General features: G+C 65.4%; 24 protein-coding genes. 4 read left to right on the top strand and 20 right to left on the bottom strand.

Features of this window, described 5'->3' with window-relative positions:
• The first annotated feature begins 105 nt into the window (after positions 1 to 105).
• Together ACYVOC_RS08645 and ACYVOC_RS08650 are read left to right on the top strand one after the other, a co-directional pair.
• Positions 106 to 939, top strand: coding sequence for a thymidylate synthase (locus tag ACYVOC_RS08645; protein ID WP_461161506.1), 834 nt, complete (start codon positions 106 to 108; stop codon positions 937 to 939).
• Between the two features lie 2 nt (positions 940 to 941).
• Positions 942 to 1,427: a dihydrofolate reductase gene (locus ACYVOC_RS08650; RefSeq protein ID WP_461161507.1), complete on the top strand. Its 486-nt coding sequence runs from the start codon at positions 942 to 944 to the stop codon at positions 1,425 to 1,427.
• Between the two features lie 139 nt (positions 1,428 to 1,566).
• Here the strand turns inward: ACYVOC_RS08650 and ACYVOC_RS08655 are convergent, their stop codons facing one another.
• The 14 genes from ACYVOC_RS08655 to ACYVOC_RS08720 form a co-directional block, all read right to left on the bottom strand.
• Entirely contained in the window at positions 1,567 to 2,379 is an 813-nt protein-coding gene (locus ACYVOC_RS08655; RefSeq protein ID WP_461161508.1) for a TOBE domain-containing protein, read from the bottom strand.
• A gap of 77 nt (positions 2,380 to 2,456) precedes the next feature.
• On the bottom strand, positions 2,457 to 3,317 hold the full coding sequence (gene modD, locus ACYVOC_RS08660; RefSeq protein WP_461161509.1) for a ModD protein: 861 nt from the start codon (positions 3,315 to 3,317) through the stop codon (positions 2,457 to 2,459).
• The gene (locus ACYVOC_RS08665) at positions 3,314 to 4,189 is read right to left on the bottom strand and encodes a Rossmann-like domain-containing protein (RefSeq protein ID WP_461161510.1); all 876 of its coding nucleotides are present in this window, start codon (positions 4,187 to 4,189) and stop codon (positions 3,314 to 3,316) included. The genes modD and ACYVOC_RS08665 overlap by 4 nt, the downstream gene beginning before the upstream one ends.
• Complete coding sequence (locus ACYVOC_RS08670) at positions 4,183 to 4,977, bottom strand: class I SAM-dependent methyltransferase (RefSeq protein ID WP_461161511.1); 795 nt, start codon at positions 4,975 to 4,977, stop codon at positions 4,183 to 4,185. The genes ACYVOC_RS08665 and ACYVOC_RS08670 overlap by 7 nt, the downstream gene beginning before the upstream one ends.
• Positions 4,978 to 4,984: 7 nt before the next feature.
• On the bottom strand, positions 4,985 to 5,800 hold the full coding sequence (locus ACYVOC_RS08675; RefSeq protein ID WP_461161512.1) for an ABC transporter ATP-binding protein: 816 nt from the start codon (positions 5,798 to 5,800) through the stop codon (positions 4,985 to 4,987).
• The gene (locus ACYVOC_RS08680; protein ID WP_461161659.1) at positions 5,797 to 6,795 is read right to left on the bottom strand and encodes a FecCD family ABC transporter permease; all 999 of its coding nucleotides are present in this window, start codon (positions 6,793 to 6,795) and stop codon (positions 5,797 to 5,799) included. The genes ACYVOC_RS08675 and ACYVOC_RS08680 overlap by 4 nt, the downstream gene beginning before the upstream one ends.
• 136 nt (positions 6,796 to 6,931) lie before the next feature.
• Positions 6,932 to 7,987, bottom strand: a complete 1,056-nt coding sequence (locus tag ACYVOC_RS08685; protein ID WP_461161513.1) for an iron ABC transporter substrate-binding protein — start codon at positions 7,985 to 7,987, stop codon at positions 6,932 to 6,934.
• Entirely contained in the window at positions 7,984 to 8,544 is a 561-nt protein-coding gene (locus tag ACYVOC_RS08690; protein WP_461161514.1) for a DUF2478 domain-containing protein, read from the bottom strand. Before ACYVOC_RS08690 ends, ACYVOC_RS08685 begins: the two co-directional genes overlap by 4 nt.
• Before the next feature lie 22 nt (positions 8,545 to 8,566).
• Positions 8,567 to 10,639, bottom strand: coding sequence for a TonB-dependent receptor plug domain-containing protein (locus tag ACYVOC_RS08695; RefSeq protein ID WP_461161515.1), 2,073 nt, complete (start codon positions 10,637 to 10,639; stop codon positions 8,567 to 8,569).
• A gap of 53 nt (positions 10,640 to 10,692) precedes the next feature.
• A complete protein-coding gene (locus ACYVOC_RS08700; protein WP_116003391.1) occupies positions 10,693 to 11,388 on the bottom strand; it encodes an ABC transporter ATP-binding protein in 696 nt (231 codons plus the stop codon).
• A 9-nt stretch (positions 11,389 to 11,397) separates the two neighbouring features.
• Positions 11,398 to 12,072, bottom strand: a complete 675-nt coding sequence (gene modB, locus ACYVOC_RS08705) for a molybdate ABC transporter permease subunit (RefSeq protein ID WP_461161516.1) — start codon at positions 12,070 to 12,072, stop codon at positions 11,398 to 11,400.
• 38 nt (positions 12,073 to 12,110) lie between these two features.
• Positions 12,111 to 12,869 carry a molybdate ABC transporter substrate-binding protein gene (gene modA, locus ACYVOC_RS08710; protein WP_116003389.1) on the bottom strand — a complete coding sequence of 253 codons (759 nt, stop codon included), beginning with the start codon at positions 12,867 to 12,869 and terminating at the stop codon, positions 12,111 to 12,113.
• A gap of 372 nt (positions 12,870 to 13,241) precedes the next feature.
• Positions 13,242 to 13,694 (bottom strand): hypothetical protein, encoded by a 453-nt coding sequence (locus ACYVOC_RS08715; protein WP_461161517.1) that lies wholly within the window; start codon positions 13,692 to 13,694, stop codon positions 13,242 to 13,244.
• 7 nt (positions 13,695 to 13,701) lie between these two features.
• Positions 13,702 to 13,923: a hypothetical protein gene (locus tag ACYVOC_RS08720; protein WP_116003387.1), complete on the bottom strand. Its 222-nt coding sequence runs from the start codon at positions 13,921 to 13,923 to the stop codon at positions 13,702 to 13,704.
• Here ACYVOC_RS08720 and ACYVOC_RS08725 point away from each other — a divergent pair.
• Together ACYVOC_RS08725 and ACYVOC_RS08730 are read left to right on the top strand one after the other, a co-directional pair.
• On the top strand, positions 13,922 to 14,140 hold the full coding sequence (locus tag ACYVOC_RS08725; RefSeq protein ID WP_461161518.1) for a hypothetical protein: 219 nt from the start codon (positions 13,922 to 13,924) through the stop codon (positions 14,138 to 14,140). The genes ACYVOC_RS08720 and ACYVOC_RS08725 overlap by 2 nt on opposite strands.
• A 698-nt stretch (positions 14,141 to 14,838) precedes the next feature.
• Entirely contained in the window at positions 14,839 to 17,403 is a 2,565-nt protein-coding gene (locus tag ACYVOC_RS08730) for a midcut-by-XrtH protein (protein ID WP_116005714.1), read from the top strand.
• 340 nt (positions 17,404 to 17,743) lie between these two features.
• On the opposite strand, the gene ACYVOC_RS08735 is transcribed toward ACYVOC_RS08730, so the two are convergent.
• Genes ACYVOC_RS08735 through cobN form a run of 6 tightly spaced genes read right to left on the bottom strand, consistent with a single transcriptional unit; the run spans position 17,744 to position 25,628 of the window.
• Positions 17,744 to 18,970, bottom strand: a complete 1,227-nt coding sequence (locus ACYVOC_RS08735) for an NnrS family protein (protein WP_461161519.1) — start codon at positions 18,968 to 18,970, stop codon at positions 17,744 to 17,746.
• Positions 18,967 to 19,833, bottom strand: coding sequence for an ABC transporter ATP-binding protein (locus ACYVOC_RS08740; RefSeq protein ID WP_461161520.1), 867 nt, complete (start codon positions 19,831 to 19,833; stop codon positions 18,967 to 18,969). The genes ACYVOC_RS08735 and ACYVOC_RS08740 overlap by 4 nt, the downstream gene beginning before the upstream one ends.
• Positions 19,830 to 20,624 (bottom strand): ABC transporter permease, encoded by a 795-nt coding sequence (locus tag ACYVOC_RS08745; RefSeq protein WP_461161521.1) that lies wholly within the window; start codon positions 20,622 to 20,624, stop codon positions 19,830 to 19,832. The genes ACYVOC_RS08740 and ACYVOC_RS08745 overlap by 4 nt, the downstream gene beginning before the upstream one ends.
• Positions 20,624 to 20,974 carry a DUF2149 domain-containing protein gene (locus ACYVOC_RS08750; RefSeq protein ID WP_116003376.1) on the bottom strand — a complete coding sequence of 117 codons (351 nt, stop codon included), beginning with the start codon at positions 20,972 to 20,974 and terminating at the stop codon, positions 20,624 to 20,626. The genes ACYVOC_RS08745 and ACYVOC_RS08750 overlap by 1 nt, the downstream gene beginning before the upstream one ends.
• Entirely contained in the window at positions 20,971 to 21,507 is a 537-nt protein-coding gene (locus ACYVOC_RS08755) for a MotA/TolQ/ExbB proton channel family protein (RefSeq protein WP_461161522.1), read from the bottom strand. The genes ACYVOC_RS08750 and ACYVOC_RS08755 overlap by 4 nt, the downstream gene beginning before the upstream one ends.
• On the bottom strand, positions 21,504 to 25,628 hold the full coding sequence (cobN, locus tag ACYVOC_RS08760) for a cobaltochelatase subunit CobN (RefSeq protein ID WP_461161523.1): 4,125 nt from the start codon (positions 25,626 to 25,628) through the stop codon (positions 21,504 to 21,506). Before cobN ends, ACYVOC_RS08755 begins: the two co-directional genes overlap by 4 nt.
• Between the last annotated feature and the right edge of the window lie 6 nt (positions 25,629 to 25,634).

Consider the following 25,634-nt stretch of genomic DNA (forward strand, 5'->3'; position numbering starts at 1 on the left):
AGAGCCCTATTTCATCAAAACTATTAGAATAGTGCCCGGCCTACGCCGCCAAACCCGTGCCGCGCCTTTTCCGGGCGTTTTTTATCGCCCCGCAGAGACACCCCCATGCCCGCCCGCCCCATCCGCTCGCAGTACGAAGACTTCATGCGCCATGTGTTTGAACACGGCGTAGCCAAAGGCGACCGCACCGGCACGGGCACAAAAAGCGTGTTCGGCCATCAGATGCGCTTTGACCTGCGCGAAGGCTTCCCGCTGGTCACGACCAAGAAGGTGCACCTCAAGAGCATCATCGTCGAGCTGCTGTGGTTCCTCACCGGGTCGAGCAGCAACCTGTGGCTCAAGGAGCGCGGCGTCACCATCTGGGACGAATGGGCGCGCGCCGATGGCGACCTGGGCCCCGTGTACGGCGTGCAGTGGCGCAGCTGGCCCACACCGGACGGTGGCCACATCGACCAGATCCAGCAGGTCATCGACACGCTCAAGACCAACCCCGACTCGCGCCGCATCATCGTCAGCAGCTGGAACGTGGCCGAGCTCGACAAGATGGCGCTGATGCCCTGCCACGCGTTCTTTCAGTTTTACGTGGCGCCCGCCACCGCGCCGGGTGGCAAGGGCACATTGAGCTGCCAGCTCTACCAGCGCAGCGCCGACATCTTTTTGGGCGTGCCCTTCAACATTGCCAGCTACGCCCTGCTCACGCACATGGTGGCGCAGCAGTGCGACCTGGACGTGGGCGACTTCATCTGGACCGGCGGCGACTGCCACATCTACAGCAACCACACCGAGCAGGTGCAGACGCAACTGGCGCGCATGCCCTACCCCTACCCCACATTGCACATCAAGCGCCGCCCGGACAGCATCTTCGACTACCAGTACGAAGACTTCGAGGTGGTTGGCTATGAACACCACCCAGCCATCAAGGCGCCGGTGGCTGTATAGGCATGCGCATCGCCCTCATCTACGCCCGCGCCGCCAACGGCGTGATCGGCAAGGACGGCACCATGCCCTGGCACCTGCCCGAAGATCTGGCGCATTTCAAGCGGCTGACCAGCGGTTGCCCGGTCATCATGGGGCGCAAGACCTGGGACTCGCTCCCGCCGCGCTTTCGCCCGCTGCCGGGGCGCAGCAACATCGTCATCACGCGCCAGCCCGATTGGCATGAAAATGGCGTGCAGCGCGCATCCAGCCTGCGCGAAGCGCTACAAATGTGTGAGTTATCTGAAACGGTGTGGGTGATTGGCGGCGCGCAAATTTACGCCCAGGCCTTGCCCCTGGCCGATGGCATTGAAGTCACCGAGATTGCCCAGCCCTTTGACGGCGACGCCTTCGCGCCCGAACTGGGCCCCGAATGGGTAGAGACAGCCCGCGAGGCGCACACCAGCGCCAGCGGCCTGCCCTTCGCCTTCGTGCGCTACGAGCGGCGCTGAACACTACCCGCAGCGCAGATTACAGGCGCAGCCCAAGCCAGGGCCGCCGCGCAAGGGCCGCCAGTATTTCGATGTGCGCGCTGGGAGCACCCCCCTGCGCTCAGCGGTGCGAGAGCGCAGGCGACTCAGGGGGGGCACTTCACGCAGGCGCACCCACGATCACGCTGGAGGCTTTGAAAATAGCGGTGGCCGTGCCGCCCACCGCCAACGCCAGCGACTGACAACTCTCGTTGGTGATGATGGCCGCCACAGCGGCGCCGCCTTCCAGGTCGATCACTACCTCGGTATTCACCGCACCGGGCACCAGGCGTGCGATGCTGCCGGTGAGCCGGTTGCGCGCCGAAAACTTTGCCCCTTCGGCATCGGTCACCACCACGATGGACGAGGCCTTGACGAGCGCAAACGCCTGCGCGCCTACATCCAGGCCCAGATCCTCGGCGCTCTCATGCGTCACGATGGCCACAATTTTGTGCCCTCCTGCAGCCTGGATTTCAATTTCGTCGTTGACGGCGCCGCGCTGAACGTGGGTCACGGGGCCTGCAAAATGGTTGCGTGCGCTGGTTCTCATGCTGATTCTCCGAATCAATAAAAAATCATCGGCGATACCGTTGGCCTGCGCGCTCAACTGCGCAATGAAGCGGCGGTGTTCGCTCTCAATCAGGTGAAAGTTCTCGACCAGTTGCGCCCCCCGGCGCGTGAGCACCGTGCCGCCACCGCCCTTGCCACCCGTCACGCGCTGAACCAAGGGCTCGCCCGCCAGGTTGTTCATGGTGTCGATGGCATCCCACGCGGCCTTGTAGCTCATCTTCATGGCCTTGGCGGCGTGCGTGATGGAGCCGCACTCGGCAATGTGTGCCAGCAAGGCGATACGACCCGGCCCGCCCAGGCTTTCACCGCCCACCGTCATCCACACGGAGCCGCCCAGTTCAATGCGTTTGTCGTTCGATGGCATGTTGGTGTGCTGCAAAGGGTGAAAACACCAGTGTAGAACAGCCGCAGGGGGCATCTGGGCCAGCGCGGCCGTTGCGGTTATTGCGGCTCCATCTGCACACCCACATCGGCCGGGGGCGCGTAGTGCAGGCTGCTCGTCACCAGCGCATCCACCCCGCTGGCGGCGTAGTCGGCGGCGTTCTGGCCGTTCACACCACCGGCCGCCAAAAGCCCGAGCTTCGGGTGCCGTTCACGCAGTTGCGGGCACCATGCGCGCAATTGCTCTGGCATCACCTTGTCAAACTGCAGCACATCAGCTCCCGCGCCAATGGCGGCAAAAGCGTCTTCGAGCGAGGTTACCTCCACCACGCATTTTTTCTCGGCCAGCGCGGGCGCTGCAAGTGCAAGCCGTGCCCGCACTGCATCCCAGTCACCCACCAACGCGCGGTGCTGTGCAAACACGAGCACCGTCTCGCCCACACCCAGCCGGTGCGGAAAAGCGCCGCCACTGAGCGTAGCCTTGAGCGCAATGCGCCGCAGGCCCGGCGCGTGCTTGCGCGTGGTCAGCACCGCTACCCCAGGGGCTGCGGCTTGCACCGCCTGCACCATGCGCGCCGTGGCGCCGGCCACGCCGCAGGCGTATTCGAGCAGGTTCTGCGCCACCTTCCAGGCGCGCAGCAGGCCAGCAGCCTCGCCCGTGGCCACCAGCAGCGCAGTGCCAGGCCGCACGCGCGACCCACTGGCCACGCAGCTTTGCACTTGCCCACCGCAGTGCTGCACCACACGCGCAGCTTCTTCAGTGCAGGCAGCCACCGTATCACCACGCACGGTGAAGGTCATGCGCGCAGATTTCCCGCCGATGGCCAGCAGGTGCGTGGTGAGGTCGAGCAGCGGCGCGTCCTCGGCAATCCAGGCGTCGATGGTGGCGTGGTCGAAAAAGACAGAAGGCAGGCTGGTCATGGGTTCACACACAGGCTGACGCGCTCCACCGATTTGCCAAAGAAGTGGTAACCCGAGCCACCCTCGGACAACAGATCCAGCAGCGCATCGGCGTCTGTCACGCGTGTGCCGCCCACCACCGTGGTCCCACGGCGTGCAAAAGGCGCAGGCCACAACGTGGCCGTGGGGCCCACCACAGCGGCCTGCGCGCCAGGGCGCAGGTGCTGCAGCAGGCCGTCGAGCGTGCCGTTGATGAGCGTGGTACCGGTGGTGATGAGCACGTCGGCTTCGGCAATGGCTTGCGCTGCGCGCTCTTGTGGAATGTGAAACACCCGCTCGTCAGGCCGCAAGGTGGAGAGATCGAGCTCCAGCACACCAAACGACTGGCCCCGTTTGCGCAGCTCGCGCATGTAGGGCACAAATGCGCCCACCAGCACCACGCGTTGGCCGGGTGCGATGCCGAGCGCATCAAATGCATCGCCAGCCTGCCCCCGGGCGCCCGGGGGCGGGCCATCCCGCAGCCACAAGGTGTCGACCAATGCGTTCAGCGTGGCGATGGCCAGCGCACGGCGCAGGTCTTGCGGACGGTAGAGATCTTGCAGCCATTGCACCGCATTGCGCCCGGCGATCTTGCACGGCACCGGCATGGCCATGGCCGAGCTGGGGCAACACACGGCCTCGGGCACACTTTTGATGGGCGTGGCGCACAGGCCACCCACGCCGTTGGACAGCTTGACGCCCGTGAAAAAGACGCCGAGCACGGCGCGCTCGATACGCAGGGTTTGCGCCAACTCGGGACCCAAAGCGGCCACCACTTCGGCGTGCAACTCGGCCAGCAAGGTTTCGCCTTGTGTGATGGGCGGCGCATCGAGGCGGGTGGCCGTGGTCAGCATGGTTCTTTCTCCCACGCAATAAACGCCCAACGCATAGGCGTACCCCTGCGCTCCTGTGGCGTAGCGCGTTCGTACCAGGCGCGCAGGCGCACCTGTTCGTCGCCATCGAGGTCACCGACGGACCACGCGACACGGCGTGCAAAGTCGTCAAAGTCCACCGCATCGGCCAGCCGGTTTTCGTGTGCGATGTAATCCAGCCTAGGGTGGATACCCATGCGGTGCAGGATGTTGAGCAGGTAGATGTAGTCGGGCACGCTGGGCACCTGGCGGCCGATGACGGCCTGGATGGCCGGGTCGGTGAAATGGCCACCGACCAGGTGTGTGAGGTAAACGCGCAGGCGCGCCTTGGCGTGCAGACGCTCTAGCGCAGTGGAAATGTCATCCACCGTGGTCGAGCGTGAAGCGACCACGATGTCGCACTGCGGCACGTCGTTCCAGCAGTCTTCCCAAGCGCGGTGCAAGGTTTCGACATTGCTCAACCCCATCTCTGCGGCTTTGGCACGCATAGCTTCCAGCATGGCGCAGCTGTAGTCCAGACCGACCACGCGCTGCAACTGCCCGGCTACCGCCAAACCAATCGTGCCAGGGCCGCAGCCCACGTCGAGCAGAGAATGCGCGGCGGTCAGATCCATACGCCCGATGAACTCGTCGGCATAGCTGCTGCGCAGCGCCTTGCTTGCCATGTCTGCGGCGCGGCGGTCCCAAGCGCTTGCATCTTTTCGGGTACGCTGGGTGGTGGCCAGGTGGTCGCGGTAGAGACGGCCAAAGTCGATAGCTTCGATGGTCATACAGGGCTCATAAGGATGGTGATGGTGGGGAGGTGTTCAGGCTGGCGACCAAGCTCGCGGCCACAGCGCGTTCGCTCACGCCGTACAAGGTGGCCAGGCGTTCGGGTGTCGCGGTGCTGGCAGGCGTGCCGATGGCCACCAGCCTCCCGCCTCCAAGCAGGGCAATACGATCACCAATGCGCAGCGCGTGGTCGGGCTGGTGTGTGGAAAGAAGTACGGCCATGCCTTGCTGGCGCAGTTGCGCGATGTGTTCGAGCACGCGGATCTGGTTTCCAAAGTCGAGGCTGGCGGTGGGTTCGTCCATCACCAGCAGCACAGGCTCTTGCGCCAGCGCGCGGGCAATCAGCACCAGTTGGCGCTCGCCGCCGCTGATGGCGGTGTAGATGCGCTGGCGCAGGTGGGCAATGCCGAGGGTGTGCAGGCAATGCAGGGCATGCTCACGGTCCTGCTGCGCGGGCGCTGCAAAACGGCCAATGCGGGCGGCGCGGCCCATCAGCACCACGTCTTCGACCGTGTACGGAAAGATGCCGGCGTGCGCCTGCGGCACATAGCCCACATGGCGCGCAAAGGCACTGCGGGGCCACTCGGCCACGGGCTCGCCCAACACACGCACCTCCCCCGCCAGCGGCGCCAGCAGGCCCAGCAGGGTGCGGAACAAGGTGGTCTTGCCGCTGCCGTTGGGCCCCAACAAACACAGCACCTCCCCAGGGACCATGGCAAAGCTCAGGTCGGTGCCCACGCGGCGCTGGCCGTGGCCAATGGTGAGGGCGCAGGCTTGCAGCACCGGCGCAGTGGCTTTCGTCGATTGCAGAGCGGCGCTCATTCGCCCCGCCCCGGCCGCGCCAGCAAGAACAAAAAGAACGGTGCGCCCACCAGCGCCGTGAGGATGCCCAGCGGCAGCTCGATGCTGGCAGCGGTGCGTGCCAGCGTGTCAGTGGCCACCAAGAAACCGCCGCCCAGCAAGAGTGATGCTGGCAGCAGGCGCGCAAAGTTGGGCCCCACCAACAGCCGCGCCACATGGGGAACCACCAAGCCAATCCAGCCGATGATGCCGGTCAGCGACACCGCCGCCGCCGTGCTCAAAGTGGCAGCCGCCACCAGCAGCAGACGCAAGCGCACGACGGAGATGCCCAGCGCCTGCGCTTCTTCGTCGGCCAGGCTCAGCAGGTTCATGCGCCAGCGCAACAGTGCCATGGGCACCAGGCCCACCAGCATGACGGGCGCCGTCACCGCGAGGTCGGCCGTGGTCACGGCGTTCAGGCCACCCAGCAGCCAGAAGGTGATGGAAGGCAGTTGCGTGGTCGGGTCGGCCAATATCTTGATGAGCGAAATGCCCGCGCCCAGCAGTGCGCCCACGGCAATGCCCGCGAGCACCAGCACCAGCACCGGGTCGTGCCGCCGCACCAGCCCCGCCACGCCCACCACCGTGCCCACAGCCAGAAGCCCACCGATAAAAGCCAGCGCCTGCACCACCGCCAGCGGCAGGCCCAGGTAGATGCCCAGCACCGCGCCCAACCCGGCACCGGCCGACACGCCCAGGATGTCGGGCGAGACCAGGGGGTTGCGAAACATGCCCTGGTAGGCCGCGCCCGCCGCCGCCAGCCCCGCGCCCACCAGCAGCCCGGCTGCAACGCGCGGCAGGCGGATATTCCAGACCACCGTTTCCTGGGCGGGCGTGAGGCCCGACTCAGTGCCCGACAGCCGTGCCCACACGGCGCGCAGCAGGTCGGCCGGGGCGATGGGGAACTTGCCGAGCGCAAACGCGGTGACCACCACGGCCAGCAGCAGTACGCCCGCCACGGCCCAGGGCAGCCAGATGGCCGGGGCGGGCGGGCAGAGCGCGGCGCTCGCCTGCTGGGCTTCTTTCACGCAGGCAGTCATGGGCTTAAAACTACCGAATTGATAGCTGTTCGCGCTTGATACATAAGCGCTAGAGGCCAATTTATTATCAATTTCACGCCGCACCTTCCAGCAAGGCCGCCACCGCTTTCGGCGACAGATCTGCGCCGTAGAACAGGCGGTAAAAGCGCTGCACAGCCACGGGCAAAGGTTCGAGCGCACGCACCGCCGGGTGCGCGGGGTGCAGCAGTTGCACCAGCCAGTGCACTCCGATGAGCCGGTTCACGCCCGGCGGGCCATCGAGCCAGCCAAACGGCAGGCTGGGCGCGCAGTGCACGCGACGCTTGCGCACGGCAGTGAGCGATTGCCACAGCGGGTCGCTCAAGGCACGGCGCGCAAAGGCAGGGTCTTGGGTGACGATGACCTCAGGGTCCCAGCCCAGGATCTGCTCCATCGAGACGCGGGTGAGCGAGCCCTTGCCGGCGGCAGCGGCAACGTTGCGGCCCCCGGCAAAGTCGAGCACCTCGAGGTTGATGGAGCCTTCCAGCCCTGTCTCCAGGCCGTCGGCGCTGCGGCCAAAGTACACGCGCGGGCGCTCACCCGGCGGCACGGTGACACGCACCTGGGCCGCCAGCGCCAACACCGTGTCGGCATAGGCGGCCAGGCGTTGGCCGCGTTCGGCCACGCCCAGCAGTTGCCCTACTTCGCGCAGCTGCGCTGGGTGGTCGGCCAGACGGCCGTGCACCAGCACGCAGGGCAGGCCGGTCTGCTCGGTCACGCGCTGGGCGGCCGAGATGTAGGTGGCGTCGGCCGTTCCGGAATCGAGGATCACATGGGGCTGCAACTGCACCAGGGTTTCCATGGGCACTGTGCTGCCCCGCCCGGCCAGGCGCCCCACAAACGGAAGATCGCGCAGCGGCGCACCGAGCAGGCCGCGGGCGGCGTCGCTCAACTGCAGCGGCCAGCCCACCAGTTTTTCAGGGGCCAGAGCGGCCAGCAGCACGCCCGCAGGCGCACCCGCTGCAAACACCCGGCGCACGCGCTCGGGCGGTGGCAGCTTGCCAAAGCGGGCCGCGATGGTACTGCCCGCCGGGCCTGCCCAGGCGGGCACACCCCACCAGGCAGCGGCCAGCCAAGGCAGGCCCGATTGCAAAAGGAGGCGTCGCTTCATCGTTCCTCCCACTCCATCGCCGTTTGGCTCTTTTGCATGTCGATGGCCAGGGAAAACCAACTTTGCAGCGCAGAAACGCGGGGCGGCAACTCTTCGCCCAACCCGCCGGTGAAGCGGCGCCAGGCGGACAAATGTTTCTCACTTACCACGGTCATCAGGGGGCGCTCGTCCGCCATCAGCGCCAGCAGCTCGGCGGCAAAACCACCGCCCGCCGCCTCCAGCGCGCCAAAACGGTTGGCCACGGTCAGATCAACCCGATCGCGCAGCGCCTGGCGCAGCGCACCGCTGGCTTGCGCCACACCGGCAGGGTCGATGCAGCACGATTGCGACTGCGCGCCCAGGTCTTGCGAGATGGAAAACTCCTCCCCGGTGCGCAGGTCCTGCAACAGCATCCATTTGCCGCCCCCGGGGCGCACCCGGTTGGCCTGCACCACCCCGCCCACGCACCAGCCCTGGGCCTGGAGGCTGCGGCAGAAGTCGACGAGCAAGCTATCGACACCGCCGAGATGGTCGGGGTGCACGATGGCGGCCAGGGGCGAAGGCTGGATGATGCGCATGGCTTGGGTCCTACATACATTTTCAAAAGCGGTAGCTGCCACGAACAAACCAGGTACGCCCGGGCAGCGGGAAGCCATCCGACAGCTCATACCATTTGTCGCCCAGGTTGGCCACGCCAAAGTCCAGCGCCATGTCTTTGCGCGGCTTCCAGGTGGCCTTCACACCCACAATCCCAAAGCCAGCCAGGTCGCGGTAGATGGTTTTGCCCGACCCCGCAAAAGCGACCTTGCGGCCCTGCTCGGTCTCCAGCGTGGTGCGCAGCTCCCAGGCATCGCTGGGCGCCCAGGTGAGTGCCGTGTACAGGCGGTGGCGCGGTGTGTCGGTGAGCTGCACGCTCGCATCGCTGAGGTTGCGGCGAGCCAGGTAGGTGTAGGCACTGGTCAGCGTCCACTGGCGCGCAAGGGCCTGGTCGAGCGAGAGCTCCAGCCCCGCATGGCGCGCACGGCCCACGTTCTGCGATTGCGCGCAGGTGTTGCTGCCCGCGCCACAGGTGCCTACCGGCGCCGCCACATAGACGTTCTGCATCAGGTCGGTGATGCGGCTGTAGAACACCGCCGCCTGGCCCTTGCCACCGGTCCAGAGCGATCCTTTGATGCCCAGCTCCAGGTGGTTGGCCACCTCGGGTTTGAGGTCGGGGTTGGGCAGCGCCGCGCCCATGCGGGCGGAGTAGCGGTCCTTGATGGTGGGAAAGCGCGTTTTGTGCGAGGCAATGGCATAGACCTCGCTGCCGTGGTCGTCGAGCAGGCGGGTCAGCTCGACCAGGCCGTTGGTGGCACTGGTGGAACCTGTAGGCCAGTCGTACACCTCTTTGGCGTCGCGCTTGTCGTGCGACAGGCCCAGGCGCAGGTGCCAGTTTTTGGCGAGCGTGATGCTGTCTTCGACCGCCAGCGATGTGGTCGTGTCGCGGTAGTTTTTGGTCGGCGACGAAGGGTTGGTTTCTTCGTGTTTGTCTTCCTTGAGGTGCACCGCCAGGCGCAACTCGTGGTTGGCCACCGCGTAGTTGGCCAGCTCCAGCGAGGCGCCGGTGGAGCTGTCGCTGTACACGCTGGGGAAGCTGGTGTTGTTCAGCTGCGTGGTGTAGCTGGCATTGCTGAACGCGAGAATGCTGTTCTTGTAGGTGTCATGGAACACCCGGGCCTTGAGCACATTGTTCTGGCCGATGCGGGTGCTGCTGATGAAATACACGCTGTCCTTGTCCCAGAAAGGCCACTGCCAGTAGCGGATGCCGCTGGTGGACTGGCCGGTGTACACCGGGTTGCCTTTTTCGCCGTCCTGGCGCACGTAGCCCAGCGCGTATTCGTCGGTCGCATTCGGCGTGAGGCCCACTTTGAACGACAGGCGCTGGTCGGTGCGGTAGGCGTTTTCGCGCTGGCTGCCGGTGTCGGTGGGTTTGGCCTTGTAATCCTTGAAGCCCTTGGGCAGCGGAAAGCCGTCGGCATCCAGGTACGACAGGCCCAGCTGCGCGTACCAAGCACCCTGCTGGGTGCCGAGGTTGACCGCACCCATTTTTTCGGAACCCGAGCCCACGCCCAGCCGCACATCGCCTTCAAAAACGCGCACCGGCTTGCGCGTGACCAGATTGATCGCGCCGCCCAGGGTGTTGGGGCCATAGAGCAGCGATGCACCGGCCTTGGCAACACGGATCTCTGACAGATCAAAGGTGGTGAACCGCCCAAAGTCCACATAGCCGTCGTAGGGCACATACAGCGGCACGCCATCGACAAACATGGGCACCTGGCGCGCATCGAAGCCGCGCAGATACACCGTGTCTTCGTTGCGGCTGTTGCGCGAGAGGCTGGCGCCTGGCAAGGCCACCACGGCGGCACCTACGGTGTCGGCGTTGCGTTTCTGGATGGCATCCTTGCCCAGCACCTGCTCGGCGCCCTGCTCTGCGCCTTGCGCCGCGCCCGTAACCACCACCGTGCCCAGCTGAAAGCTGCCGTCTTGCGCGGCGACAGGTGCAGCCGCAAAAGCCGCCAGCAACAAAGCCGTTAGCAACCGCAGCCGGGGAGGGGTGTGTGCCCAGGTTGTTGTGGTTGCGGCTTTCTTCCCACCAAAGGGGTGGCAATACCTATCGCGCTTCGTGTTTTCCATGGGTGTTTCCATTTCGTTATGTATTTTTTTATACAACGGTAGTTAAAAAATTTTTACGCTGCGGATGTTGCCTGCATGCACTCTTGCGATTCGATTTCCCCATTGCGCATGTGTAGCACCTGCCCACCAAACACCTCCACATCCTGCGGGTCGTGGGTGATGAGCACCATGGGCACCTGCAGGCGGCGCTGCAGGGCGTCGAGTTCGGCGCGCAGGGTAATGCGCAGGACCGGATCGAGTGCGGCAAAGGGCTCGTCGAGCAACAGCGCACGCGGCTGCGCCACCAGCGCGCGGGCCAGGGCCGTGCGCTGGCGCTGGCCGCCCGAGAGTTCGTGCGGCGCCTGGTGCGCCACCTCGCCCAGGTGAAAAGCATCGACCCAGTAGTCCACCGCCGCGCTGTCATGGTCCTGGCGCGGATTGCGCCAGCCGCGCGCCAGGCCAAAGGCAATGTTCTGGCGCACGCTCAGGTGCGGAAACAGCGCGTAGTCCTGGAACAGATAGGCCACGTTGCGCGCCTGCGGTGCCAGGTGGGTGCGGGTGCGTGCGTCAAACAAGGTCTGGCCATCGAGCCGCACATGGCCGCTGTCAGGCCGCACCAGCCCGGCAATGGCCTTGAGCAGCAGGCTTTTGCCCGCCCCCGACGGCCCCACCACCACCACGCGCTGGCCTTGCGCACTGAAGCGCGCATTCAACTGGAACACACGCTGGCCCGAGCGCAGGGTTTTGCGGATGTCAATGTCGAGCTGCATGGCTTTGCCTCAGGAGCGGTGCGCAATGCGCCCCGGAGCCAGGCGCCCGGCGCCCAGCAGCACGACGATGCACACCAGCGACGTAATCAGCACCAGCGTGTTGGCCACGGCATCCTGCCCGGCCTGCACGGCTTCGTACACGGCGATCGACAGGGTTTGCGTCTTGCCCGGAATGCTGCCCGCCACCATCAGCGTGGCACCAAATTCGCCCAGTGCACGCGCAAAACCCAGCAACACACCCGCCAGAATGCCGCGCCAGGCCAGGGGCAGCGTAATGCGCAGAAAGATACCGATTTCTGAAACACCCAGCACGCGCCCGGCCTCTTCCATCTGGCCGTCAATGGCCTCGAACGCCGCACGCGCCGGTTTGAACACCAGCGGAAACGCCACCACCGTGGCCGCAATCACCGCGCCCTGCAAAGAAAAAATCAGGTTGATGCCCCAGGTGTCCTGCAGCCATTGGCCCAGCCAGCCTTTGCGCCCCAGCAGTACCAACAGGTAGTAGCCCAGCACCGTGGGCGGCATCACCATGGGCAGGGTCAGCACGGTGTCGAGCAGGTCGCGCCCCACAAAGCGCTTGCGCGCCAGCAGGTAGCCCACGCCAATGCCCAGCACCAGGTTGAGCAGCGTGGCCCAACCCGCCACTTGCAGCGACAGGCTGAGGGCTGACCAGGCGACGTCCATGGTTCAAATCAAAGAAGTGAGAAGGCCAACAACCCGCGTCAGGGCTTGGCAAAGCCGTACTTGCCCACAATGGCTTGGGCCGCTGGCGTGGCCAGGTAGTTGATGAACGCAGTGGCATCCGCCGCGTTGCGGCTGGCCGCCGTCTTGGCGATGGGGTAGAGGATGGCGGTTGCCAGCGGCACCTCAAAGGCCACCTTGACCTTGTCCTTCATGATGGCGGCGTCCGTCGCGTAGACAAACCCGGCATCCACCTCGCCGCGCGCCACGTAGTCGAGCGACTGGCGCACGTTGAGCGTGCCCACGGCCTTGGCCTGCAGGGCGGGCCACAGCTTGGCCGCCTCTAGCGCGCTGTGCGCGTAGCGGCCCACCGGCACGCTGGCCGGGTTGGCGATGGCCACGCGGGCAAAGCCGCTGTGGGCCAGGTCGCTCAGCTGGGCGGGCACGGTCTTGGCGTCCATCGGCACGATGAGCACCAGCGTGTTGCGCACAAAATCCTTGCGGTCTGCAGCGTGCACCAAACCCTCTTTTTGCGCCTTGTCCATGGTCTCCTGGTCGGCCGAGGCAAACACATCCACCGGCGCGCCCTTGGCCATCTGCTGCAGCAAGGCGCCCGATGCGCCAAAGTTCAGCAGCACCTTGGTGCCGGGGTGCTGCGCCTCGTAGCTCTGCGCAATGTCCTTGAAAGCATTGGTCAGGCTGGACGCCGCCGACACCACCAAGTCTCCCGCCATCACGGTACCGGCACAACCAGCCAAAAGACAGACAGCAAAGCTGCGTTGGAGGAAAGAGAGGCGCATGGGACGGTGCTCCGCAGTGTGACAAACAGGCGAAGTATACGCTTGGTTATAACGAAAATAACGGCACCGAACCTTGTCTTTGATACACCGCAATACCCTCCCCTTCGTCCCCCTGCGCCGCAACCACAGCACTACGCGCCGTGCGCACGGCAGACCCCGCACGAGACCCGCCCCAAGAACACTCTGGGAGATGACGCAGCGGTCACCAGGGCGCGCCGCCGCTGGCGGGCCATCAGCCGCAGTGCAGGGGGAAATATGGGTCAAATAATCCGCTAACGCTTACTGCATAAGCGCTAGAAGCTATCAATTTAGAATTTTCAGCTCATAGCCGACCGCACAAGCAGCAGGCGCGGCAACGCGCAACCGCTTCGGTCACACCATCAATGCGCGAATGGAGCCGCAGACCGAAAGCAGTTGCGGCGCATCCATGCGGCCGATGATGTTGCGGGCCACAGACCCGATCACCTGCTGCGCACCCATCAGGCCCACATTGGCGGACTGCTCAATCAGGAAACCCGCCTTGGCCTTCTTCAGCGGGGCGAGGAAATAGCCGTCGAACCCGCTCTTCATCAGCTCGATCACCACATCCGCCAAAACGCCCCGGTGGGCAGTGGCATCGGGCGCGCCTTCGATCAATGCCAGCACCGCCAGCGTCTTTTTTCGCAGATCCGCAGAATGGTAGAAGCGCAGAAACGGCTGGGCGGGTTTGGCGGGCGCGGCACGGTGCGGCGCTGGCGGGCGGGCACTTTTTACCGCACCAACGGCCTTGGGCTTTGCGGGCTTCGCAGACTTTGCCGCAGGCTCAGGGGTTTTCTTCGTCGGCATGCGGTGCTCAGCCTTTCTTGCCGCCCATCACCAACAAGAGCCCACCCACCACAATGGCCCCGATACCAGCCCACAGTGGAATATTGACCGTCTCCTTCTCCTTCGCGGAGATCTCGAACGTGCCAATCTTGACCACCGTGGTGTCTTTGGTATAGCTAAAGCCCCCATAGGCAAGACCAAGGATACCGGCCACGATCAGCGCGAGCGCTACGATTTTGATTGAGTTCATGGTGAAAGACTCCTGCGTTCAGCATCAATACCCTGGCGTCGAGGACGCAAAAGCTGGTGCCATTGCGCCCATTGAAGCACGAACGCTGCCGATTGAGACGGGAACAGGCAAGACCTGCTTGAAGCGCTTCTATGGGATCGATGCGGTAGCCGAGGGAGCGCCGCTGCGGGCGGAATGGCCGTGGCAGGGTATACGGGCAAAAATCGGGGTCAAATAGGGCTGTAGCGCTTATTCAATAAGCGGTAGCAGCTATTGATTTGATAGTTCTACATTTCTGGGAAAGCGCCATCGCCCATATTGCGGGCAAGTCATTGGTGTGCGGGTAAGGTTGGACCCCATACCTGTGGCCCGGCACCGCACGGGAAATAAGTAGGCGCAATAGGCGTCCTATCCCGTACATCACGATTGGGGCAACAACCTGCATCGGCCAGATACAGCTATTCACATTTCACGGGGATACGTCTGGTTCAGGCTGTGAACGGTCTTCCGGGGCGAGCTGATCGGCTGGCAGCAATCGACCCTTCAGTAGCCCGCTCACGTGGCTCCAAAGCGGACGTTCATGAGTCATTTACTCGTGTTCTCTCCCTGAATTACCTGATTTCAGGGATGTGCAAATTGTTGCAGCCGCTCTAGAGTCAAGCACAAGTTCGCCCGCCACTTCCGCAGATTGTGTAGCTCGCGTTTCACGCAATTGCTTCGACGGTTCAGTTCGCCTCTTGCCAAAAATTTGTCCCGCTCACTCGTTCCTTCAACGCAGCAGCTCGGTTCACCCTTGCTGTGTTAATAATTTTTATCATCCGTGTTTAGAAAATCACCTTGCTCGCAGCCACCCCGCTTGGCAATCAGTGGCGATGTGTGATCTGTGCGGCATCACCCCTTGATCTGCCCGCGACCAACCCCCTGAAAGAATCACCGATGTTGCGCCAGCTGCCTTGCCACGATTTTTCTATTTTTCGCGCTCTCTTTTCCAGTGCGCTGCTTCTGATGACTCCCCTGGCGCAGGCGCAGACCATTACCGTAGCCCCCTTTTCGCCAGCCTCGATCCCCGTGGACCATCCAGGCGCGCTGCTGCTCTTGGCTCTTGCCATCGCGGCATCTGTGCCCTGGATGCTGCGCAAGGGTATTTTGTCGCCCCACCGAGTGCGTGCTGTGGGCGCCAGCCTCGCTGCGTTGGCGTTAGGCACGATGGTGTTTTGGGGTGACAAAGTGCAAGCCCAGTTGCAGGAGCTTCATCAGGCATTCACCCAGGCCGGCGGTCAGACGCTGACCATACCTGTGCAAACGACAGGCACAACCCCCAGCGGTAGTCCTCAGGGTTTTTTACCGGTGGTGCATACCAACCAGACAGCTTCCAGCCTGCGCATCGCAAGCATCACGGCGCCCGCATTGAGCACCTGCTTTCCGTTGGGTGTTCCTTCCCCGCTCCCGGTGACCCCAGCACGGCCAGGCACACAGTGTGCGGTGGGCACCACGTTGGGCGCTGGCACCGCCTGCTGGGTGGATGTGGCCCAGCTGTGCACTGATGCCGCAGCTGCAGCACAAGGCAGTCATCCCAGCCAACTCCAGGCGGACTCGGATTCCGTCACTGCCGGGGCCCAGACCTCTGGCAACGTGCTCACCAACGATTCGGACGCTGATGGCCCGCTGACCGTGGCGAGCTTCAAGTACCAGGGCATGACGTATGCGGCTGGCGCCACGGTGCCCATAGCAGGGTACGGCACCCTATCCATCCAGAGTAACGGGGACTACACCTTCACAGCCGCATCGCCCTTTGTCGGTGCGATCCCGATGGTCTGGACGTACGTAGTGCAAACGGGAGCATCCAGCACGCTCAGCATCACCGTGAGCACCCCGCCGGTCAACAATGCTCCCGTAGCCAACAACGACACTACGACGACCGATAAAGGCATCGCTGTAACCGTTGCTGTCCTGGGCAATGACACAGACGTCGACGGTGATTCGCTCTTGGTGACTGGTGTGACCCAGGGCGCCAATGGCTCTGTGTTGATTGATGCCGTCTCCAAAAATCCCATCTACACACCCAACGCTGGCTTTGTGGGCAATGACACGTTCACCTACACCATCAGCGATGGCAAAGGCGGCTCGGCCACTGCCACCGTCACGGTGACCGTGAACGCCGTCGGCAATCGGCCACCTGTTGCAAACAACGATTCTTTCATGACCGGCATGAATGTGGCACTCACCATTCCTATGCCTCTATCCGTACTGCTCCTTAACGACACCGACCCGGACGGGGATACGCTGATCGTCACTACGGTGCACTCGGCCCTTCAGGGTACGCTAAGCGTCGCGGGAGGCAACTTAGTATTCACGCCTGCAACAGGCTTTGAGGGCAACGCCAGCTTTACCTACACCATCTCAGATGGAAACGGGGGCACCAGTACCGCCACGGTCAATGTCACAGTGGGTTCCGCGCAGGCACCGTCTGTGGTGGTGCAGAAAGCCTTGGTCGTCAATGCGCAGGGCACAGGAGGGGTGAGCGCCAAGTTCCCGATTACCACTGCGCTGGTGGACACAGATGGCTCTGAAACACTGACCATCAGATTGAGCGGTGTTCCCTCGGGCATTGCCTTCAACGCGGGCACCAACCTGGGCGGCGGCGTATGGCAGTTCACCGAGGCAGATCTGCCCAACCTGATGATCTTGTTGCCGGGCAGCTATACAACCACCAACACCTTCATTACTGTGCTGGTCACCTCAACGGAGGCAAATGGAAGTGCTACCGCCAGCGTATCCAGCGTAGTCGCCATGAAGGCCGACTACACGACTGTGAACCTCTCCACTACGGAAAATGGCAACGCCACCGGGAATTCGGACAATGAGTACATCCAGGGCGGTAGCGGCAATAACACGATCAACGCCTCCAGTGGCAACAACATCGTCCGAGGCGGCGCAGGCGATGACAATATCTCGGCGAGTATCGGTTCCGACATGCTCTATGGTGAAGACGGGGATGACACTCTGATTGGAGGATTCGGCTCAGATGTGCTGGTGGGCGGCCCTGGCAACGACAACATGCAGGGTGGCGCCGGTGCGGGCGAAAATGTCGTGGACGTGTTCGTCTGGAATTTTGGTGATCAAGGCGCACCAGCTACACCGGCCATCGACACCATCTTGAACTTTGCCACTGCAGCGGCAGGGAACCTCCTTGCGGGCGGCGATGTGTTGAACCTGCGTGATCTTCTGCAAGGTGAGCGTGTGGGGCCGTCCAACGGTGCTGGCAACCTGGCCAACTACCTGCACTTCGTGATCTCTGGAGGGGATACGCTCATCCACATCAGCCATACGGGCGGCTTTGCTAGCGACTCGCATGCGGTAGGTGCAGCGTACAGCACTGCGGCCGAAACCCAGCGCATCGTCCTGGTGGGTGTCAATCTGCAGTCGCTGTATTCGGGGGCAACGACTGACGCGCAGATCATCACGCAGCTGCTGAACAACAACAAGCTGATCGTGGACTAGCGTTTGGCAGCGGAGAACACGTCCCGTAGAAAGCAATTTCATCGGCTGCAGCGGGAGCTGGTCTGTGTACTGGCTGGTTCACCAAAGATCACCCAGGAGTTTGATCTGTTGCGGTCGCCCAGTTTCTGTTGAGTAAAGATCCGGCAAAGACCTGGCCTCACGAATCGACAGGACTCAACGACCGCTTTACAAATTAAAGCGGGTGTTTGCAGTGGGTGAATGAACGGCAGCAACCGCTGCAAAGCAGCCGACCAAACGTCAGGATCAAAAACCGCCGTGGGTCAAAACCAATCAAATTCGCCCCATCGCTCCCGCACCAAACCGCCACGCCACTCCCGCCCTACCCCTCGCACCCCCACAACCCATCCGCCCGCACCCGCCACAGCACCGGCGCGATGAACACGCACAGCAGTCCAAACGCTGCCACCCAGCACAGCCCGGCCAGCGCCATCCAGGCCACTGAAGAGTCCCCCGCCCACGCCGCCCCTGCGCGCAGCAGCGCGGCCATGGCGATCAGGCCAGCGCCCCACACACCCCACGCACGCTCATCCATCGCCAGGCCGCAGTGCGCGCGCCCGGCGATGCAGATGACAGCGTAGATGGCCAGGCCCATGGCGCCCACAGTGAGCAGGTGGCGCCCCGCCGTCACGCCTGGGCCACCGGCCAGCAGGGCCCAGCCCATGAGCCCATAGCCCAGCGCCATGCACAGGTACACGGTGTAGAGCATGAGCGGCCAACGCCGCAGCAGCGGGCGGCCCACGTGCCAGTCGCCCAGCAGGTTGAACAGGGCGGCGGCACTGGCGCAGGCCAGCCAGCCGGAGGTAGCGCTGCCTTCGTGCACAAACTCGGCCAGGGTGAACAAGGCAATGCACAGCACGGCCAGGTTGCGCCGGGGTGGGCGGGCCAGATAGGGCTCGGCGCCGGTGCCTGCCTGGTCGATGGCGCGGTTGACGATGCGCATGGAGATGCGGCTCATGGCGATGACGATGAGCACCATCAGCAGGCCCAGAAAGGCGTGCAGCCAGCGCATGGGGTAGGCGCCGCGCAGCGCATCAAGGTAAAAACCCGCCACCAGCAATGCCATGCCTGCCAGCGCCCAGCCAAAGGCGTGGTGGCGCTGGCCTGCGGGCGTGCGCAAGGCGGGCCACAGCAGTGCGATGAGGGTACCCAGCAAGGCGAGCTGCGCCGCACCCGCCACGGCCAGTGCGGGCCACCCGGCCACGCCTGAGAGCCAAAAGCCCGCGCGGCCCAGCAGCCAGAGCGCCACCAGCTGGCGCGCCGTGCGCGGGTTGGCACTGGCGGTGGCCGTGAACTCGGGCACCGCAGTCAGCACAAAGCCCGCCACCGCCGCCAAGCCAAAGCCCAGCAACAGTTCGTGCGCGTGCCACACCAGCGCGCCGCCCGCCACGGGCGGCGGCGGCAGGCCCAGCGCCAGCACGGCGCTCCATAGCGCGATGAGCAGCACGGCCGAAGCCATGGTGAGCAGAAAGAAGGGGCGCATGGCGCACATCCACACCGGGTGCTGGGGCGACAGCAGGCCGGGCGGGGTCATCACGGGGGCGGTCATCCGCATCGCATCCTCCGCGCGGCGGGGGTGGCGTCGCCCGCCTGCAGCGCCAGTGGCAGGGGCAGCACGCGCGCATTGGGGGGCGGCAGAGTTTCGGCGAATTCATCGGCGCCACAGGCTTTTGCGTCCAGCAGCGCATCGAGCCCGAAGGCCGCACGCACGGCGGGCACGCGCAGCAGCTCGGCGGTCTCGTGGTAGACCATGGCGTCGGTGCGCGCCAGCGCGGGCGCGGCAGGCGTGTGCCCGTGCACGATGCGGCCCGGCCCTGCGGCCATGACGAGCACGGTGTCGGCCAGGCGCACGGCCTCCATCAGGTCGTGCGTGATCATCAGCACGGCGGTGCCCTTCTCGGCCTGGTGGCGCAGCAGCAGGCGGTGCAGCTGCGCCTTGAGGCCGATGTCGAGCGCGGCGAAGGGCTCGTCCATCAGCAGCAGATCGGGTTCGAGCACCAGGGCGCGCGCCAGCGCGGCGCGGCTTTGCATGCCGCCCGAAAGCTGGTGCGGGTAGGCGGCCAGCGCCTCGGCATCCAGCCCCAGCGCGGCGCCCATGGCGTGGGCTTTTGCGCGGGCGTCGGCACGGGCCATGCCCCGTGCGCGCAGGCCCAGGGCGATGTTGTCAGCCGTGGTCTGCCAGGGCAGCAGGCGCGGCTGTTGGAACATCAACGCGGGGTTCACAAAGGAGTTGTCCAGGCGGCCCTCCTGCAGGTCGAGCAGGCCCGCGCACAGGTGCAGCAGCGTGGTTTTGCCACAGCCCGAGGGGCCGACCAGCGCCACCACACCACCGGGCGGCAAGGCCAGGCCCACGCCGCCCAGCACTTCGGTCAGCGCGTAGCTGTGGCGCACGTCTTTCAAAACAAGATTCATCGCGGTGCCTCCCGCCAGCGCTCGACTTCGCGCTTGAGCGGTTCCAAAAATCCATACTCGACCACCAGCAGGCAGCCCACCACGGCGGTGATCCAGCCCAGGGTGGTGGCGGTGTCCAGTTGCGAGCGGCTGGCCGCCAACGCGGCGCCCACGCCGTCGGTGCTGGCCAGCAACTCGGCCATGACGGTCACTTTCCAGGCGCTGCCCAGCGCCGTCACCCAGGCCGGGAACAGGTACGACAGCACATGCGGGCCGTACACCTCACGCAGTGCCATGCCCATGGGCAGGCGGTAGGCGCGCGCCATGTCGCGCAGCTGCAAATCGAGCGTGCGCGTGCCCTGCAGGGCGCTGGCAAACACCACGGGGAAGCAGGCGATGAACACAGTGAACACGGGCGTGCCGTCGCTCATGCCGAACCACAGCATGGCCAGCACCAGCCAGGCGATGGGCGGCGTACCCAGCAACACGGTCACCAAGGGGCGCGAAAGGACGGACGCGGTGACCGACAGGCCTGCGGCCAGCCCCAGCAGGCTGCCCACCGAAACGGCCAGCGCCAGCCCCATGAGTGCACGCCGTGCGGTGGCGGCCAGCGCGGGCCAGGCACTGCCCTGCTCTACCAGGCCCCACAGCGCGGCAAAGGCGGTGAGCGGGTCGGGCAGGATGAGCGGGTCGTAGAAAGCAGCCACTGCCTCCCAGGCGGCCAGCAGCAAAAACAGGCTGGCGCACGCACCCCAGCCGCTCCACAAGTAGCCGGGCAGCCCCCGCAAAACACGCGCCAGCAGCCGCAGCATTACTGCACCACCCCTGCCGCTGCAGACTGCTCTGCACCTGCTTCGGGCACATACACCATGGAGCCATCTTTGAGGCGATAGGCCACACCCGCCTTGTTGCCCTGGCCTTCGCCAATTTCGCCGCTGGCCTTGTAGCGCTCGATCTTCTGGCCGTCCTTGATCACGACTTCCATGTTGGGCTTGCCAGGGTTTTTGATGACGGTGACCGACTCTGTGCTGAACGGGTTCACCGGGTTGTTGGCCACCGCCAGCAGCAGCGCAGCGATGATGACCAGGAACACGTCGATCAGGTTCACCACCGACTGGATGGGGTCGTCCGCCTCCATGTCGTCCATCAAACGCAGCTTCATGCGGGCACCTCACTCACCAGGTGGCCCAGCATGTCTTGTGCGGGCGACTCCAGCGGAGCCACGCCTTGCTCGATGGCGGCCAGGTCGGTGGCGTACCAGCGCTTGCGCACGTTGACCACGCTGTAGCTGATGGCGGCGGCCAGCAGCGCCAAAATCACGGCGGAGAACGCCACCATCAGGCTGCGCGACACATCGGCCAGATTGCCATCGGCCAGTGCCATCAGCGCCGGGCCCATGGGGATCATCGTGGCCACCAGGCCCAGCATGGGCGCCACGCGGGTGGCGATGCGGGCAAATTCGAGCCGCTCGGCCGCCAGCACTTCCAGGTCGAGCAGGGTGATGGCGGGGTTGGCGCGGCGTGCGGCCAGCATTTCAAAACCTGCGGCCTTGCCGCTGCGGCGCTGCCAGGCCTGCCAGGCAAAGGCACCTGCCGCGTAGAAGGCATGCACGAACAGCGCGGCAATGGCCAGCAGCACGGGGAACAGGAAGAACTGGCTGACGCCATACATCATCGATTCAAGGGGATTGCTCATTTGAAAACTCCAGAAAGTGAATGAATTCGGTGGGGGCGCACCACGCTGCTGCGGCGCGCCTGCCGCAGGGCACCGGCGCCGGTGATGCCCGCCAACATCAGCGCCAGCAGCACGGCCTGCGTGGGGCCCACGCTGACCGGCTGGGCTTGCGGCACGGGCGCCATCAAGAGGCCGCTGACCACCGGGGGCTCTGCAGCGGCGGGCTCGGCGGATTGCGGCGGTGTGGTGGACTGCGATGGCTCGGCGGGCGGCGGCGCTGGCGCAGCGGCCTGTGCGACGGCAGGCGGTGCAGCCTGCGCCAACGGGGCATCGAGGCCGAACCCCGGTGCAGCGGGCGCCGCCGGGTTGTGGGCCGCAGGCGCTTTGCCTACATACGCTTGAAAGCGTGCGTTATCGGTGCGCACATCAAAGCGCTCCGTCAGGTCGCGCCAGCGCGCTTTCAGCTCGGCCACGGTTTTCGGGTCGGCCTTCCAGTAGCCCTGGCGGGCGGCTTCGAGCATGCGCTCCATGGTCTGCGCCAGCGCATGCGGGTTGTGCGCCTCGAACCAGCGTTTGAGGCCCAGTTGGTGCTTGTCGCGCACGTACACGTCGGCCATCTCTTGCCACTGGTCGTCGCGCACGATCTCGCGCGCCACCGCTGTCCAGCCCCAGAAGTTGTTGGTGGCGTCCAGCACCTGCAGCGTGCCGGCGTAGCCCTCGGCCATCAGGCCTTTGATGTAGCCGGGGTGGAACTGGCGCGTGGCCAGCTCCTTGGCCAGGAACTGCGCCGCGCCTTCGACCTTGCCACTTCCTGCCCCGCGCAGGTTGCTGATGTAGAGCTGCGGCGCCTTGCCGTCCAGGTGCCGCACGGCCAGCGCAATGCCGCCCAGGTACTGGAACGGGTCGTCGGTGGTCAACATGCCGTAGAGGTTGGAGCTGCGCGAGAGCACCGCGCCCTCGGTGCCGCGCAGGTGCTCGGCATACAGGTTGAGTGCCTTGCCGCCTTGTCCCTGCGCTGCCCCCGGCAGGCTGCCCCAGGTGGATTCGTCCGGCCCATAGGCGTACTGCATGCGCGACAGGTACAGCTGCGCGAGCTTGCGGTCGCCCTCTTGCTTGCCCTGCCAGCTGTCGGTGGCCAGCGTGGCGTTGTCCAGACCCGTGCCGTAGTTGCCCGATTCGGACGAGAAGATGCGCGTTTGCGCCGCCGCCAGCGCGGCCTGCTCGCCCATGCCCTGGGCGCGCAGCTTGGCGGCCATGCCGCGCGTGTGCGCCGCCACGGGGTTGGCCTCTTCGCCCGGCCCCTCGGCCTGCGCAGCCAGTTGCACGGCGCGCGCCAGTTGCTTCATGGCGTTGGGGAAATGGTCGCGGTACAGGCCGGTGGCCGACAGCACCACGTCCACCCGCTCGCGCCCCAGCGCTGCGCGGGGCACCAGCTTCACACCGGTCACGCGCCCGCCGTCGTCCCACACCGGTTCCACGCCCAGCAGCCACAGCGCCTGTGCTTCGAGCAAACCCTGGTGGCGCATGGTCTCCACCGACCACAGCGAGACGGCCAGCTTGGTGGGCGCCTTGCCGGTCAGGCGTTGGTGCTCGGCAATGAGTTGCTCGGCAGCGTCCTTGCCGGCCGCCCAGGCCTGGGGCGTGGGCACGCGCGAGGGGTCAAAACCATACAGGTTGCGGCCTGTAGGGTAGGCGTCGGGGTTCTTGATGGGGTCGCCGCCATACGACGTGGGCAGGTGCCGCCCGGCCAGCACCTGCAGCAAGGCAGGCAACTCCTGGTCGGCGCCAATGTGGGCGTAGGCGGTGCGGGCCTTGGCGATGCCGGTTTGCAACGCCGCTGGCAGGGCCTCAAGGCTCTGGTCCTCGATCACATGGCGCTGCAGCAACTGGTAGGGCGCCGTCTGCGCCAAGCGGCTGTAGTCGCCAATCAGGGCCTCGTCCACATCGGCAGCCGGTGCTCCGGCGTGCAGTGCCGCAGCCTCCCAGAACGGGCGCCCCAGCATCAGCAGCACGGTGGCCAGGCGGTGCTGCTCTTCGGGCGCACGGCCCAGGGTGTGCAGGCCCAGCGGCTGGGCGGTTTCGGCCAGCTCGTGCAGGTGGTTGTGCAGCAGGTCCACAAAGGCCGGGAATTCGCTGCGCGTGCGTTCGGGCATCCAGCCCATGTCGCGGTCGATGTGCTCTTTCTGCACGGCGGCCAGCAGGTCGGTCTTGATTTTTTCTCTGACCACACCATCGTCCTGCGCCAGCCAGGCGTGCAGCAGATCGTGCATGTGGGTGAGTGCCTGGTGCAGGCCTGCCGGTTTGAACGGCGGCGTCTGGTGGCTGACGATGACCGCGCGGCCCCGGCGCTTGGCCTGCTGTGCCTCGCCGATGTTGTCGGCAATGTACGGGTAGGCCACCGGCACGTTGCCCACGGCGAGCATGCCGGGGTCGAACACCGACAGGCCACGCTCCTTGCCGGGCAGCCATTCCTGGCTGCCGTGGGTGCCAAAGTGCACCAATGCGTCGCTTTTGTGCCGCTCGCGCGCCCACAGGTAGGCGGCCAGGTAGTAGTGCGACGGCAGGGCGCTGGGCGAGTGGTACAGCGCTTTTTCCTTGTCGTCCCATTGCTCGCCGCGCGGCGGCTGCGGCAGGATGGCGACCTTGCCCAGCATCAGGCGCGGCACCACGAACACGGCTTCGCCGCCGCGCCGCAGCACCATGCTCGATGCTTCGGGCGCGCCCCAGCGCTCGCGCAGGGCTTCTTGCGTGGCCGCAGGCAGCGTGGCCAGCCACTGGCGGTACTGCGCCACGGGCAGGGTGGCGGCCAGGCCGTCGCGCAGCAGGGGTTCCAACTCGCCCTGGCGGTACGACGGTGCCAGCAGGCGCTGCAGGTTGCCGATCAACAGGGGCTCGGCAGGCGACTCGGTGTCGTAGCCCGCTGCCTGCAGCGCGGCCAGCGTGGTTTGCAGGCTGCGCGGCACGTTCAAAAACGAGGCAGACAGGTTCTTCTCGCCCGGTGGGTAGTTCCAGAAGAAGATGGACAGGCGCTTGTCGGCGTTCTGCTTGCGCTGCAAGCTAGCCAGGTTGAGCGCCTTGCCCACCACGGCGTCGGCCTGCGCGGCAATGGGCACGATCTGCTCATCGGCCTTGCGTGTGGCGGCCGCCACCTGGATGTCGGTGACGCCCGCGTATTCGGCCTGCGCCAGGTAGAACGGCACATCCATCAGCGCCACGCCCTGCGGGTTGGCGGCCCAGGCGGCCTCGTCGCCGCGCCGGTACGGCATGGCCTGCAGCACGGGGATGCCCAGCCGCTCGAACTCGGCACGTCGCTCCTCGGCGTTCAGCATGATCTGGGTGTTGATGAGCACGTCGGCCAACCGCATGCCCGCGGGCTTGAGCATTTGCTCCAGCGCGCCCGCCTCCAGCATGGGGCTGTAGAACGGCAGCGCCACGGCGCCCCCGGCTTCGATGCGCGCAATCAGGTCGTCGATGAAAGCGGTCTGCATCGCGGCGATGTACTGCTGGTGCAGCGCCAGCGCCACCACGGGGCGGCGGTTGGTGGCAGCTGGATCGACGCCTTGCGAACGCAGCCACGCCACAGGGTCTGCCATGACCAGGCCCGGCGCACGCGGGTGGTAGACGGCGGTTTTGGGGAACACCACGGGCTCGGGCACGCCCTGGGCCTGGCGCCCCTGCAGCTGCGCGGCCAGTGTGGCGAAGAAGCCCTCGAAGTTCTGCTTGCCGCCATTGCTGTAGTAGGTGATGAGCCGCCGCGCCACGGGCTCGGGCAAGCCGCCGCCCCAGGCGGGTTTGGCGTCGTACAGCCAGGCGTTGGGCGCGTGCAGGCCCGGCAGGGCCCGCGCCAGTCGGTCACTGACCACATCCTGCAAGTAGCTGTCAAAGAACACGGCATCAAAGCCCTTGAACAGGCCCTCGTCGGTGTCGGCGGGCAGCCTTTCCAGGTAGCGCACCTGCAGCTCGATGCCGTGGGGCCGGGCGATGTCGGCCAACTGGCGGAACTTGCCTGCGGGCACATTGGACGTTGCGATGAACAACACCTGCGCCGCCTGCGCAGCGCCAAAGGGCGCCAGCGCCAGCAGGCACAAGGCCAGCCAGCGCCGCACGCAGGCGATGGTGTTTGCAATAGTTTTATGAGTCAAATTGGC

Source organism: Simplicispira piscis (assembly GCF_054783455.1).